The organism is Rhodococcus sp. D-46, assembly GCF_011290655.1.
GTDB classification, from domain to species: Bacteria; Actinomycetota; Actinomycetes; order Mycobacteriales; family Mycobacteriaceae; genus Rhodococcus_F; species Rhodococcus_F qingshengii.
In genome coordinates this window covers 105,612-118,528 of sequence record NZ_JAANTF010000005.1, presented here as the reverse complement: position 1 = coordinate 118,528, position 12,917 = coordinate 105,612, and the positions used below count along the sequence as shown (strand labels likewise).

Below are 12,917 nucleotides of genomic sequence, written 5' to 3'. Positions count from 1 at the left end.
TCAGCTTTCGAGTACGACGAACGAGTGCCCCGGCACCACTGTTGCGAACGCGGTCTCGTCCTGTGTCGGCGGATCCCACCAGAGGATGGGGGTTCCGCCGGCCGGGACCGAGGCCGCGTCCGTTCCCAGATTGCACACGATCTGTAATGCGCCGCGGCGCAGGGTGATCCACTGGTCGTCCTCGTCGTAGTCGACGTGCAGGTGCCCCAGCCAAGGGTCGGTGATCTCGATTCGCTTCCTGCGCAGGGCAAGTAGATCGCGATAGCAGGCCAGGACGCGAGCGCGTGTCTCGTCGTCTCGCTCGTCCCAGTCCAGTTTCGATCGCAGAAATGTCTGTGGGTCTTGCGGATCCGGAATGTCGTCACTGTTCCAGCCGTGCGCCGCGAACTCCGCTTTGCGGCCTTTGGCAGTGGCCTCGCCGAGTTCCGGTTCCGGATGCGAGGTGAAGAACTGGAACGGCGTGGTCGCTCCCCATTCCTCGCCCATGAACAGCATCGGCGTGTACGGCGATAGCAGGACCAGCGCCGCCTTGATCGCCAATTGTCCTGGCGTCAGATAGGCGCTCGGGCGGTCCCCGATCGCGCGGTTGCCGATCTGATCGTGGGTGCACGTGTATGCGAGCAGGGCGCTGGCGGGCTGATGCGTGATGTCGATCGGCCGGCCGTGAACCCGTCCACGGAACGAGGAATACGTTCCGGCGTGGAAGAAACCGCGCCGCAATGTATTTGCAAGGGATTCCAAGGATCCGAAGTCGGCGTAATAACCCTGGCGTTCGCCGGACACGGCCGTGTGAATCGTGTGGTGGATGTCGTCGTCCCACTGCGCGTCCAAGCCGAACCCGCCGGCCGCTCGTGGCGTGATCAGAGTGGCGTCGTTGAGATCACTTTCGGCAATCAACGTGAGCGGTCGGCCCAGATGGGCCGACAGTGTTTCCGTTCGGACGGCGAGTTCCTCGAGGATGTGCGTTCCGGTGTGATCGACCAACGCGTGGACGGCGTCGAGGCGTAGACCGTCGATGTGGAAATCGCGCATCCATCGCAGGGCATTCCCGATGATGTACTCGCGAACCTCGCCCGACTGCGGACCGCCGATGTTGATCGTTCGGCCCCAGGTGTTCGCTCCATCGGCAATGTAGGGGCCGAACTTTTCGAGGTAGTTGCCCGACGGGCCCAGGTGGTTGTAGACCACGTCAAGAATCACGCCGAGTCCGCGTTCGTGGGCCGCATTCACCAAGCGTTGCAATCCGTCCGGGCCACCGTAGATCTCGTGGACCGTGTACCAGAGCACACCGTCGTAGCCCCAGTTGTGAGTTCCGTTGAAGCCGTTGACCGGCATGATTTCCACGAAGCCGACGCCGAGGTCTACCAGGTGATCGAGACGTTCGATCGCGGCGTCGAATGTTCCTTCGGGGGTGAACGTTCCGATGTGCAGTTCGTAGACCGATGATCCTGGGAGTTGTCGTCCGGTCCACTGAGAGTCGGTCCAGGACGCCTCGTCGAGCTGATGCAACTGGGAGCGAAGGTGCACGCCTTCGGGCTGGCGTGGTGAACGCGGATCCGGGAGTGTTTCACCGTCGACGACAAAGCCGTAGCGAGCGCGGTTGTCGCAGTCGACCTCGGCGCGCCACCACCCGTCGTCGGTCCGGTCCATCTCGTGCGTGATGCCGTCGACTTCGACCCGGACCGATTCCGGTGTGGGCGCCCAGACCTCGAAAGTATGCACACGATCAGCATGCCTTGTTCGGCCGGATGTGGCAGCCCGGCGGGCTGGTTCCGTCGTCAAGGACTGTTTCTATCCGCAGGTGTTGCCGGACGGTGCAGACAGCGTGATCAGTTTCGGAGCGGGGGCGCTGCAGCATCCGCCCTCGGCTTTCCCTGTGTCGGTTTCTGCTGTGTCAGGTTCGTCGAAAATACCTGCGCCGCCGCAGACTCCGGTCTCCGGAAGGATCAACTCGACGCGGGCCGCTGCTTCGTGATCGCCGGCGAGCTCGGCCGCGATGCTGCGAACCTGCTCGTAGCCGGTCATCGCCAGGAAGGTGGGTGCTCGGCCGTAGCTTTTCATTCCTGCCAAGTACACCCCCGGCTCCGGATGGCGAAGCTCCTTCGCGCCATGCGGGTAAACGGTGCCGCACGAGTGGACGTTCGGATCGATCAGCGGAGCAAGCTCGACCGGTGCTTGTAAGACCGGGTCGAGGCCGAGTCGAATTTCCGAGAGCCAGGACAGATCGGGGCGGAAGCCGGTCAGCGCTATGACGTTGTCCACGTTCTCGATGCGATCACCCGCATCGGAGGCAAGTATGAGTTGTCCCGAAGGGGTAGTTGTCACGTCTGCGGTGCGGAAGCCGGTGACGACTCTCAACAGGCCATCCTCGACGGCCTTCTTTGCGCGCAATCCCAGGGCGCCGCGCGCGGGCAGTTCGTCAGCGTCGCCGCCTCCGAATGCAGAGCCGATGTTTCCTCGGCGGACCGCCCAGGTGATGCGGGTGCTCGGAGCCTGCTCCGCCAACCCTGACAGCGCAACGATCGCCGTCAGCGCGGAGTGGCCACTACCTGCGATGACCGTGTGTTTTCCGGCGAACTGTGCCCGCACAGCCGGATCGTCGAGATCAGGAACCCGGTACCGGATCGCAGTACCCACAGCGCCTTCGCCGAGTGCAGGAAGACCTTCACCACCGAGCGGGTTGGGGGTGCCCCAGGTGCCGGACGCATCCACAACGGCCTGGGCGAACATCCGATCCTCGGTTCCGTCCCGGCGCCGCAGGTGAATCGAGAGGGGTTCGCTGTCGCGTCCGGCGTCGACGACCAGGTCACGTCCGCGTCGAGCTACGCCGATCACCTCGGTGTCGAACTGGACCAGGTCGGCGAGGGCCGAGGCGAGTGGTTCGAGGTAGAGCTCGCGCCATTGCCGGCCGGTCGGATAGGTCTGCCCGTCGGGTGAGCTCCATCCATTCTGGTCGAGGAGCCGCCGCGCGGCGGGGGAGACGAGTTCGGACCACCGGGAGAACAGTCGAACGTGATTCCACTCGGAGATCGCAGCACCGGCTGTGGTTCCGCGCTCGAATACAAGGGGTGTGAGTCCGCGCTCGCGCAGTTCTGCCGCGGCTGCCAGGCCGATCGGGCCGGCCCCGATCACGACAACGGGTAGGGGGTTCATTTTCGCGCCTTTCATCGACGATTATCGATCTACGGGGAACTGTATCGACGATCATCAATGTAGGCAACCATCGACAGCTGTCGATATAGTGGAGAGATGACTTCGCTGCAGACTCCGACGGTGCGAGTCGGAGATTCGGACTCGGATCAGATCCGTTCTTCCGTCCTCGCGCAGGGCGATGCCGATACCTACGCGCAGTGGTTCGCCTGCCTTGCCGAGCCGATGCGCGTCCGATTGCTTCACCGGGTAGCGAGCGCGGTCGGTGGTATTACCGTCGGAGCGCTCGCCGAGGCGTTGGGGATCGGGCAACCGACGGTGTCGCACCACCTGCGCAAGCTCGCCGATGTGGGTTTTGTGACCATGCGTAAGGAAGGGACGAGCACGGTCGTCGCGATGAGTCCGACGTGTTGCGTTGCCTTGCCGCAGGCGGCGGATGTGGTGATGGGAGTCCTTGCTCCGCGTCCGTGCTGCCCGAGTGATCTGCCCGACGATGTCTCTGTCCGGGCCATGATCGACGATGACTGGGATGCGGTTCGCCGTATTTACGGCGAGGGTATCGACACCCGAAATGCCACCTTTGCCGCTGAGGTCCCCTCGCGTGAGCATCTCCACGAACGGTGGCTGCCGCAGCATCGATGGGTGGCGACTATCGGGGGTGTTGTTGTCGGATGGGCTGCGTTGAGTCCGGTTTCCGAGCGTGACTGCTACCGCGGGGTTGCCGAGAACTCCGTGTACGTTGCGGACGGCATGCGTGGTCGTGGCGTCGGAAAGGCGTTGTTGCGCAAGCAAGTCATGGCCGCCGACGCCGACGGACTCTGGACTCTGCAGACGTCGATGTTCCCGGAGAACCGTGCCTCCATCTCGCTCCATCATTCGGCCGGGTTTCGAACGGTCGGCCTTCGCGAGAAGATTGCCGAACTCGACGGCGTGTGGCGCGACACTGTTCTGCTCGAGCGTCGAACGGCGATCGCCGAGGGATGAGTCCGGGATCCGGCTGACCGGATGCCCGATTGCGCGTTGATTCGATATCTGTCAATATCGAAGAATGTCGAATCAAGAGCTGCCGGGCTCCGAGGCTTGCTGCACCCCGCTCGTTCGTGAACCGTTGACCGAGGATTGGGCCGGCGACTTGTCTCGGATGTTCAAGGCCCTCGGCGATCCGGTTCGTCTCCGCTTGCTCAGCTTGGTGGCAAGTCACGAGGGTGGTGAAGCCTGCGTCTGCGACATCTCCGACTCGTTCGACTTGTCTCAGCCGACTATCTCGCATCACCTGAAGGTGTTGCGCCAGGCCGGGCTGCTCGATTGTGAACGACGCGGGACCTGGGTGTACTACTGGGTTATTCCGGCTGCGCTGCAACAGCTTTCCGCCGTTCTGCTGGTAGAAGGTGCGAGCGTGAGTGCCGCGGACGCTTGCGCTGAGGTCACCGCATGAGCAACACCGCTGCCACCACCGAACACCCCGAAGTCGTCGGAAAACTCTCCACCCTCGACCGCTATCTGGCGGTCTGGATCGGCGTGGCCATGGTCGTCGGCCTGCTGGTTGGACGCTGGATCCCCGGTGTGAACACTGCCCTGGACAAGGTGCAGATCGACGGCATCTCGCTACCGATCGCCCTCGGTCTGCTGATCACGATGTACCCGGTCCTGGCGAAGGTCCGCTACGACCGCCTCGACACAGTCACCGGGGACAAGAAACTCCTCGCCGGCTCCCTGTTCCTGAACTGGGTTCTCGGCCCGGCGCTGATGTTCGCCCTCGCCTGGCTGTTTCTGCCTGACCTGCCGGAATACCGAACCGGTTTGATCATCGTCGGTCTCGCTCGGTGCATCGCGATGGTGATCATCTGGAACGACCTGGCCTGCGGAGACCGCGAAGCCGCCGCGGTGCTGGTCGCCATCAATTCGGTGTTCCAGGTGATCATGTTCGCCGTGCTCGGTTGGTTCTACCTCTCGGTCCTGCCCGGGTGGCTCGGCCTCGAACAGACCACCATCGACACCTCGCCCTGGCAGATCGCCAAATCCGTTCTGATCTTCCTCGGTATCCCGCTGCTGGCAGGTTTTCTGTCCCGCTTCTTCGGCGAACGCGCCAAAGGCCGCGACTGGTACGACAACAAGTTCATCCCCAAGATCAGCCCCTGGGCGCTCTACGGTCTGCTGTTCACCATCGTCGTGCTCTTCTCGATGCAGGGCGAACAGATCACCTCCCAGCCTTGGGATGTCGTCCGGATCGCGCTGCCCTTGCTCGCGTACTTCGCGCTCATGTGGGGCGGAGGCTACATCCTCGGCGCCGCAATCGGATTGGGCTATGAACGCACCACGACCCTGGCGTTCACCGCCGCGGGCAACAACTTCGAACTCGCGATCGCGGTAGCCATCGCCACCTACGGCGCCACCTCGGGGCAAGCTCTTGCCGGTGTCGTCGGCCCACTGATCGAGGTACCGGTGCTCGTCGGGCTGGTCTATGTCTCCCTTGCTCTACGCAAACGCTTTGCAGTCGAAGAGGTTTCATCCAGTCGAGAAAGAGCGAGGTCATGAGCAAACCATCGGTGTTGTTCGTCTGCGTCCACAATGCCGGTCGATCTCAGATGGCCGCGGGATTTCTGAGCCATCTCGCAGGCGACGCCATCGAGGTCCGTTCCGCCGGATCCGCACCCGCCGAGACCGTCAATTCGGCAGCGGTCGAGGCGATGGCAGAGCGCGGTATCGACATCTCAGCGCAGTCTCCGAAGATCCTCACTGTCGACGCCGTCCAGGATTCGGATGTCGTCATCACCATGGGCTGCGGCGACACGTGCCCGATCTTCCCCGGCAAGAGTTACCGAGACTGGGTTCTCGACGACCCGGCCGGACAGGGCCTTGAAGCAGTTCGCCCGATCCGTGACGAAATCGAGCGGCGCGTTCAAGCCTTGATCGCTGAACTCACCACTGCAGCGAAGTCTCCCTGACCGATCCGGGAATCGACAGGATCATTCGCCGGTGGGCTCGATGTGTTCGGCACCGAGGACGGAGAGTCGGTATTCCTGTGCGTCCTGCTCGGTTTCGAAATCTTTCTCTTCGAGGAGATTCCGGTCGGCGTCGAGGTATCGGTAAGTAGTCATTCCTCCACCGTGTCACTGATGAACGATTCGTGCTCGGATACCGGTTCGATTTCGTCGACGGCTATTTGAATCAGCCTTCCGTAGCGCCGGATCAGATCCTCCGACGACAGTGAATCCTCACCGAGGAGTTCGAGCGTCCGCATGCCGGTGGCCAGTCCGAGCAGCAGTGAGACGACGATCTGGCTGCGTACCAAACCGGGCTCCGTGTCGCCGATGCGGCGCGCGATCCCGTGAACGTATCGTTGCTTGATCTCGGCCCGAGCGGCGGCCGGATCTGGCGCCTCGTGAACGTGTACTGCGAGCATTGCCCACGGATCGGTTTCATCGGATTCTCTACGAGCGACAAGTTTCTCGACCAGTTGACAGCCGATGTCTCCGGTGGCGTCGGCATTCGGATCCTCGTCCATCGGAGGTGCGGACGGGATCGCAGCCGAGTACAGCCGAGCTTTGCTGCCGTAGATCTTCATGACCAGGGCAGGGGAGTAGCCGGCTGCGACCGCGATGTCCTTGATGGTCGTCGATGCGTAACCTCGTTCCGCGAACAAGGCTTTCGCTGCTGTGAGGATGCTGGCTTCGCCGCTGCTCATGTCGCTCGCCTCCACCTCGATACCCGATCGCCATGCGTTCGGTTGCTCATACTGGCGTTCATACTGTCGTCAACGGCTCGGCATCGACGGGTACGTCGAAATCGACGACGGTGGACTGCGCGATGACCGCTATCTGACGAGCCAATGTGCCGTGTCCGCTCTCGGTCAGCGCGGTCAGGATGTACCGGCCGGATGTGGGAAGTGCGATTCCGTAGTGCCCGGTTCCGTCGGTGACCGTGGATGCGACGAATTCGCCGGTCGGTTTCGTGAGTGTGACGACGGTTCCCGAGGTTGTTCGGCCGCCGACTCCGACCTTGCCGGAGATGGTGAGGCGGTCACCGAGTTCGACGGTGTGCGTCGATTGCGCGCTGTCGAAGCTGATTACCTGTGATCTCGGGGACCAACCGTCGGCGCTCGTGACCACCAGGTACCGGCCGGGCCGGGGTAGGGCGAGGGAGAAGTTGCCTTCGTTGTCGGCGCGACTCCAGTCAATCGGTCGACCCTCCATGTCCATCACGGTGACAACGGCCTGCCGGATCGGTCGGCTGTCGGCCCGGATCACACGACCGGCAACCACAATTTCCGTTTCGGACACGGCGGCGTCGGGAAGCTCGAACCCTTCCGGGGTCACCGGGCGAAGTGCCGCTTCCGGTTTTGCGCCGCGGCGAGGAATGAACGCAGCGGCAGCGGCAGCAGCCACGGCGGCGAGGGCGGCCAGCCAGAAGATGTTCTTGAAGGCGTCGATCGACGGAAGGCCCTCGCCCGGCCCGGACGGGATGACCATCGAAGTGAGCATGGCGGCAACCACCGCGCTGGACGTGGAAGTACCGACTGAGCGGAGCAGCGAATTGAGGCCGTTTGCCGACGCGGTTTCAGTAATCGGAACCGATCGCATGATCAGCATCGGCATCGCGGAGTAGGCGATTGCGGTTCCGATGCTGACCACCGCCGCGCTGATGATGATCAGTGCTATCGAACCGGTCAGGAACACTCGCGCGATGTAGGCGAGCGCGAGCACCGTGCCGCCGACGATCAGGGTGATCTTGGCTCCGAATCGCTTCGTGATGTTCGCGGAGACGGGCGCGAAGAAGACCATCGCGAGGCCTGCCGGAATCATGCACAGTCCGGCCGCCATCACGCCCAGTTCGAAGCCGTAGCCGGAGATCTTCGGCATCTGAAGTTGTTGGGTGGTGGAGAGGTTGTTCGCGTACATCGAGAAGCCGACGAGGATCGAGGCGACGTTGGTCAGCAGAACAGGCCGCTTGGCCGACGTTCGTAGATCGACCATCGGCTGGGTGACGCGGAGTTCGTAAGGGAACCACAATGCGAGAGTCACGATTCCGATGACGAACATCAGCAATGTCAGTTCGCTCGTCCATCCCCAACGGGCGCCCTTGGAGATGGCGAGGAGGATCGCCGTGAGTGCTGTCGAGAGCATGACCGCGCCCAGGAAGTCGAATTTGCCGCGGGTACGAACACTCGATTCCGGGACGACGACGGCTACCGCGATGATCAGCAGGACGCCCACGATCGCCGAGAGCCAGAAGATGGCGGGCCAGCCCAGATGCTCGAAGATCAACCCGGACAGCGGGAGCCCGAGTGCGCTGCCGATTCCGAGAGTGGCACTCATCAACGCTGTTGCCGACGCCACCTTCTCCTTGGGCAGTTCGTCCCGCATGATGCTGATTCCGACGGGGATCATCGAGATCGCGAAGCCCTGGAGACCACGTCCGATCAGCAGGGCGACAAAGTTGCCGCCGATCGCCGCGACCAGTGATCCGACCACGATCATCGTCATCGAGATCAGCATCATGCGTCGTTTTCCGAACATGTCTGCCAGGCGGGAGACGATCGGAGTGGCGACGGCACTCGTGAGGAGCGTGACGGTGACGAGCCAGGAGGCGTCGTCAGCGCTGACGCCGAGGATCTTCGGGAAATCGGGCAACAACGGAATGACCATCGTTTGTTGCAGCGCGACCACGGTGCCGGAAAGACAGAGAATTGCGGTAATGAGCCGACTTGAATGGCGAGTGGTCGGAGACGAGTGCAATGCCAAGAGACGGTCCTTCACGCGGCGATGGTGAACAGGAATTCACCCATGAGTGAACCACTGTTCACCCGTCGCTGTCACCTTCGGTGAATATGCGATTTCTCACGACGGCAACTCGCCCCAGGGTTTCCGAGTCGGCATGGCGGGAACAACGTCAGTGGTTGGTCTGCGCCTGCGCGAGCGGGCAGCGAGGAGGAGTGATGCATGCCGAAGTGGGTGACCGTCTCCACGTCCAGGGGCGCGTGGTGGGGCAGGCGGAGGTAACTGCCGAGGTTCTCGAGGTGCACGGCGAGGACGGCGGTCCTCCGTATCTGGTCAGGTACGACAATGGCCACGAGGCGTTGGTGTTTCCCGGTAGCGACGGCTGGATAGATCACCCCGGAAAAGGCTCCTGAGCTGCACGATTCTTTCCATGCATGGTCGTTGCATCGAATGCGGCTAAAGTGTGCGCAATGGAGGGCAGACGCCAGTACCACTCCCGCGTGCGTGAAGCTTCCGCGCAGCGAACGCGTGAACTCATTCGTGATGCGGCGACGGCCTTGTTTATTCGAGACGGGTATGTCAAAGCCACCGTCAAGCAGATTGCCGCCTCGGCCGGCGTCGCCGATCGGACGGTGTTCACAGCCTTCCCTGGCGGGAAACTCGAGATCTTCGAAGCGGCCCTCGCTGCGGCGCTCGATGCCGAAGAGGTTCCACTCGGCGCGCCGAACCTGGCCTCGGACCCCGATGACGTTCGCCGGATCGTCTCCCAGATCGTGGCTCAGGGCATCGGACTGCTCGAACGTGCAGGCGCTCTGATGATGGTCGCGGTCGAATCCTCGGGTGCGGATGCCGACATGCGTCGACTATCCGAGGAGTCGTCGGATCAGTCGGCCGTCAATGCGATGTCGATAGCCGAGGGTCTCTCCGAGCATGGCTTGTTGAGGCCTGAGATTTCGCTCGAGAAAGCTGCGGGCATACTTGCCGCTTTCGTCTCGCCTCAGCTTCATCAGCAATTGCGTCGGGTCAGTGGATGGGACGTCGATGCGTATCGAGGATGGCTCGAGTTCAACATTCGCCAGAATCTAATGTACTAATTGGTCTGTTTTCGTTAGCATGGCGAGGGTTTTTTATTCTCGGGAGGAATCGCCAGCGTGCCCTATGCCTTGTTCGGCCTCATCACGATGTTGCTGTGGATTTTCTGCATCGTCGACGCCATCACGAGAGATGACGCCTACATCCAGTACCTACCCAAGGTCGTCTGGATTCTGATCATCATCTTCCTTCCTACTTTGGGATCGGTTCTGTGGCTGGTGGTCGGGCGCGGACAGAACGCGCCCCGCGGTTACGTCGGCCCAACCGGTTACGGCGAATACGAGCGCCCGGGACGTGCCGTTGCGCAGGATCCGGCGGCGGACGAAGCCTTCTTGCGTCAGTGCCGCGAGCGGGCGGAAGAGCAGCGTCGAATTGCCAAGCAGCAGCGCCGCGACGGCGACGCTGATCGGATGTGAGTTATCGGTAGGCCGTGAGTCGGTCCAACACGAGCCGAAGCGGCGGCCACGACGATCGGCCGCGACGCGTCACCGCATAGGCAGTGAGGATGACGGGCGGATCGACGAGTGGTTCGACGCGCACGCCTTCGCGAGTCTTGCGTTCGAGCGGCATCAGCCCCACGCCGTAACCACTGAGGATCAAGAGTTCGACCAAGTCGAGACTGTCGATCTGGTGAGTGATCCGAGGGGTGAACCCGGCCAGCGACGCGAGGGTTCGCACAGCGCGCTCGTCTGCCGTGTTGCGTGAGTTCACTATCCATGACGTGTCGGCGAAGGCGCGGAGATCGATTCCGGATTCTGTGGACTTGTCGGGAGCTTTGGCGTCGTCGGGAACACACAGTCCCCAGGGCGTCGACCAGAGCGGAATTGCTTCGAGTAGTGGGCTCGGCGACGCGGGGGCAAGGTTGTAGTCGTACGTCAGTGCGAGGTCTAGATCGTCGCGTTCGAGGAGTGCAAAAGCCTCGACGGGTTCGTATTCGTAGATCATCACGTCCACCTGCGGGTGACTGCGTTGCAGGCTTCGAGCGACGGGGAGCATCGCGGTTCTGATCGCAGTTGCGAATCCGCCGACTCGCAGGGTCCCCACCGGTTCCGCGTCCGGATCGAGGTCCAGGCGAGCTGCATCGACGGCTGCCAGGATGGTGACGGCATGATCGGCCAGTCGTTGACCGGCCGGCGTCAGCCGCACCCGGCGACCGTCGGGCTCGATCAGTGCGGTACCGGTCTCCGCGGTCAAGGCCGCGAGTTGTTGGGACACTGTCGACGTCGTGAGGTTGTGCGCTTCGGCGACCGCACGCATCGAACCCAAGCGGGAGAGTTCGAGGAGGAGATGGAGTCGACGGGTTTCCATCCTTCGATCATTCACTAATCGTGAACATAATGTAGGTCAAAATCGCGTGGACACGAACGGTTGGCCTCCCGTTCAATTCAGCTATGGATACGAAAGCGCGGGCCGGAGTGGGCCTGGCTGTTTTGGCGATGTTGTGCGTGCAGCTCGGGCTCGCCGTGTCGGTGGGCCTGATCGATCAGCTCGGCGCAGACGGAGCGGCGTGGCTACGACTCGCCTGGGCAGGCATCATTCTTCTGATCATCGTCAGGCCCCGCCCTTCGGCGTTCACTCGCAAGGCGTTTCTGGCTTGCGTGGTTCTGGGTGTGGTCACCGCAGGCATGACGCTCCTGTTCATGGCAGCGGTGGAGCGCCTTCCGCTGGGAACAGCAAGCGCATTGGAATTCTTGGGTCCGCTGACGGTTGCTTTGCTCCGGGGGCGTGGCCGCGTTCTGTGGCCGATTCTGGCAGGCGTGGGCGTCGTGCTTCTCACCGAACCGTGGGCCGGGACAGTCGATCTGGTCGGTGTGGCGTACGCACTCGGTGCGGCGCTCTGCTGGGCGATGTACATTTTGCTCACCCAGCGCGTCGGCGACGAGGTTGCCGGTATCAACGGGCTGGCGGTGTCGATGGCGGTAGCCGGGTTGGCCGCGACAATTGCCGTAGGCCACTCGGCTATCGGGCGGCTGACTCCGCATCTGATTCTCGTGGGCCTCGGACTCGCGATCTTGCTGCCCGTCGTGCCGTTCGTTCTGGAGATGGTCTCGTTGCGAAGGCTGTCCACGGCGGCGTTCGGCACGCTGATGAGTCTCGAGCCTGCTTTCGCGCAGCTTATCGGTCTGGTTGTGCTGCAACAGGTTCCGAGTGTTCTGGCCGTGGCAGGTATCGCGTGCGTCGTCGTCGCAGGAATCGGCGCGGCCCGCGGTGGTGCTCGGGATGGTGCTCGGGATGGCGCCCGGAAGCCGACTGAGCCACCCTCCGATTCCGAGCGAACGTACCTTTCGGCGCCTTCATGAGACCGAGAGTGCCGTTCGCTCAGGTCGCGTTCGCTCAGTGCGAGTGCGCCGCGGCGATTGCTCCGTCGAACACGTCGGCGACCTCGCCGAGGGAATCGAGAATCGGCTGACCGGATCGTTCGACGCGAGCCCGCACCAGCGAGCCCTCGAGCGCGGACACTGCCAGGACGGCAAGCCGTTCCGCTCGCGCACGTCCGACCCCGGACGCGATCAGTGTGTCGCGCAGTAGCGAAGTCCACTGTCGATACACCGCCTGTCCGGCGGCTGTCACGCTCTCCGAATCGGGGGCAAGTTCCAACAACACCGTCGTGATCGGCGAGCCTTCGTGGAAATCCGAATCGCTCACCCATCCGGCGAGCAACCGCGCGTACTCGCGCAGCAGCGACCCGGCGTCCGATTGGCTGTCGGCGAGTTCGGTCAGGGTGTCGGTGACCAACTGCCCGCCGACGCGGACGACCTCTTCGCCGATCTGCTCTTTGCCGCCGGGAAAGTAGTGGTACAGCGAACCTTTCGGCGCCCCGCTCGACTTGAGGATCTCGTTGAGGCCCGTTGCCGCATACCCCTGGCGGCGAAACAGATCGGCCGCAGCTCGTACGAGTGCTTCGCGGTGTTTCGGGGGAGTCGCCACGAGTTGGAGCTTAAACACCCCAGCGATCCA

Annotated in this window: 15 protein-coding genes; 8 read left to right on the top strand and 7 right to left on the bottom strand. The window is 62.9% G+C overall.

Features of this window, described 5'->3' with window-relative positions; all coding sequences use genetic code 11:
• Together treZ and G9U53_RS13795 are read right to left on the bottom strand one after the other, a co-directional pair.
• Positions 1-1,722 carry a malto-oligosyltrehalose trehalohydrolase gene (gene treZ / locus G9U53_RS13800; protein ID WP_165638798.1) on the bottom strand — a complete coding sequence of 574 codons (1,722 nt, stop codon included), beginning with the start codon at positions 1,720-1,722 and terminating at the stop codon, positions 1-3.
• A 69-nt stretch (positions 1,723-1,791) separates the two neighbouring features.
• The gene (locus G9U53_RS13795) at positions 1,792-3,153 is read right to left on the bottom strand and encodes an NAD(P)-binding domain-containing protein (protein WP_165638797.1); all 1,362 of its coding nucleotides are present in this window, start codon (positions 3,151-3,153) and stop codon (positions 1,792-1,794) included.
• A gap of 96 nt (positions 3,154-3,249) precedes the next feature.
• On the opposite strand from G9U53_RS13795, the gene G9U53_RS13790 reads away from it, so the two are divergent.
• The 4 genes from G9U53_RS13790 (at position 3,250) to G9U53_RS13775 (ending at position 6,095) form a co-directional block, all read left to right on the top strand.
• Entirely contained in the window at positions 3,250-4,134 is an 885-nt protein-coding gene (locus G9U53_RS13790) for a metalloregulator ArsR/SmtB family transcription factor (RefSeq protein ID WP_054187266.1), read from the top strand.
• A gap of 64 nt (positions 4,135-4,198) precedes the next feature.
• Positions 4,199-4,585, top strand: a complete 387-nt coding sequence (locus G9U53_RS13785; RefSeq protein WP_165638796.1) for a metalloregulator ArsR/SmtB family transcription factor — start codon at positions 4,199-4,201, stop codon at positions 4,583-4,585.
• Positions 4,582-5,685, top strand: a complete 1,104-nt coding sequence (gene arsB, locus G9U53_RS13780; RefSeq protein WP_165638795.1) for an ACR3 family arsenite efflux transporter — start codon at positions 4,582-4,584, stop codon at positions 5,683-5,685. Before G9U53_RS13785 ends, arsB begins: the two co-directional genes overlap by 4 nt.
• Positions 5,682-6,095: an arsenate reductase ArsC gene (locus tag G9U53_RS13775; protein WP_007733138.1), complete on the top strand. Its 414-nt coding sequence runs from the start codon at positions 5,682-5,684 to the stop codon at positions 6,093-6,095. The genes arsB and G9U53_RS13775 overlap by 4 nt, the downstream gene beginning before the upstream one ends.
• A gap of 21 nt (positions 6,096-6,116) precedes the next feature.
• Here the strand turns inward: G9U53_RS13775 and G9U53_RS33945 are convergent, their stop codons facing one another.
• Genes G9U53_RS33945 through G9U53_RS13765 form a run of 3 tightly spaced genes read right to left on the bottom strand, consistent with a single transcriptional unit; the run spans position 6,117 to position 8,906 of the window.
• Positions 6,117-6,248, bottom strand: a complete 132-nt coding sequence (locus G9U53_RS33945; protein WP_256519392.1) for a hypothetical protein — start codon at positions 6,246-6,248, stop codon at positions 6,117-6,119.
• Positions 6,245-6,835 carry a TetR/AcrR family transcriptional regulator gene (locus G9U53_RS13770; protein ID WP_003941800.1) on the bottom strand — a complete coding sequence of 197 codons (591 nt, stop codon included), beginning with the start codon at positions 6,833-6,835 and terminating at the stop codon, positions 6,245-6,247. Before G9U53_RS13770 ends, G9U53_RS33945 begins: the two co-directional genes overlap by 4 nt.
• Positions 6,836-6,893: 58 nt before the next feature.
• The gene (locus tag G9U53_RS13765) at positions 6,894-8,906 is read right to left on the bottom strand and encodes an MFS transporter (RefSeq protein WP_165638794.1); all 2,013 of its coding nucleotides are present in this window, start codon (positions 8,904-8,906) and stop codon (positions 6,894-6,896) included.
• A gap of 179 nt (positions 8,907-9,085) precedes the next feature.
• On the opposite strand from G9U53_RS13765, the gene G9U53_RS13760 reads away from it, so the two are divergent.
• Genes G9U53_RS13760 through G9U53_RS13750 form a run of 3 tightly spaced genes read left to right on the top strand, consistent with a single transcriptional unit; the run spans position 9,086 to position 10,375 of the window.
• Positions 9,086-9,280, top strand: a complete 195-nt coding sequence (locus G9U53_RS13760) for a DUF1918 domain-containing protein (protein ID WP_003941743.1) — start codon at positions 9,086-9,088, stop codon at positions 9,278-9,280.
• A 57-nt stretch (positions 9,281-9,337) separates the two neighbouring features.
• Positions 9,338-9,961 carry a TetR/AcrR family transcriptional regulator gene (locus G9U53_RS13755; RefSeq protein ID WP_042450140.1) on the top strand — a complete coding sequence of 208 codons (624 nt, stop codon included), beginning with the start codon at positions 9,338-9,340 and terminating at the stop codon, positions 9,959-9,961.
• Positions 9,962-10,018: 57 nt separating this feature from the next.
• Positions 10,019-10,375, top strand: a complete 357-nt coding sequence (locus G9U53_RS13750; protein ID WP_003941757.1) for a PLD nuclease N-terminal domain-containing protein — start codon at positions 10,019-10,021, stop codon at positions 10,373-10,375.
• Between the two features lies 1 nt (position 10,376).
• Here the strand turns inward: G9U53_RS13750 and G9U53_RS13745 are convergent, their stop codons facing one another.
• Entirely contained in the window at positions 10,377-11,267 is an 891-nt protein-coding gene (locus G9U53_RS13745; RefSeq protein WP_042921818.1) for a LysR family transcriptional regulator, read from the bottom strand.
• A gap of 83 nt (positions 11,268-11,350) precedes the next feature.
• Between G9U53_RS13745 and G9U53_RS13740 the strand changes: the two genes are divergently transcribed.
• Positions 11,351-12,259 carry an EamA family transporter gene (locus G9U53_RS13740; RefSeq protein WP_064689172.1) on the top strand — a complete coding sequence of 303 codons (909 nt, stop codon included), beginning with the start codon at positions 11,351-11,353 and terminating at the stop codon, positions 12,257-12,259.
• Between the two features lie 34 nt (positions 12,260-12,293).
• Here the strand turns inward: G9U53_RS13740 and G9U53_RS13735 are convergent, their stop codons facing one another.
• Positions 12,294-12,887, bottom strand: coding sequence for a TetR/AcrR family transcriptional regulator (locus tag G9U53_RS13735; protein ID WP_003941729.1), 594 nt, complete (start codon positions 12,885-12,887; stop codon positions 12,294-12,296).
• Positions 12,888-12,917 lie beyond the last annotated feature (30 nt).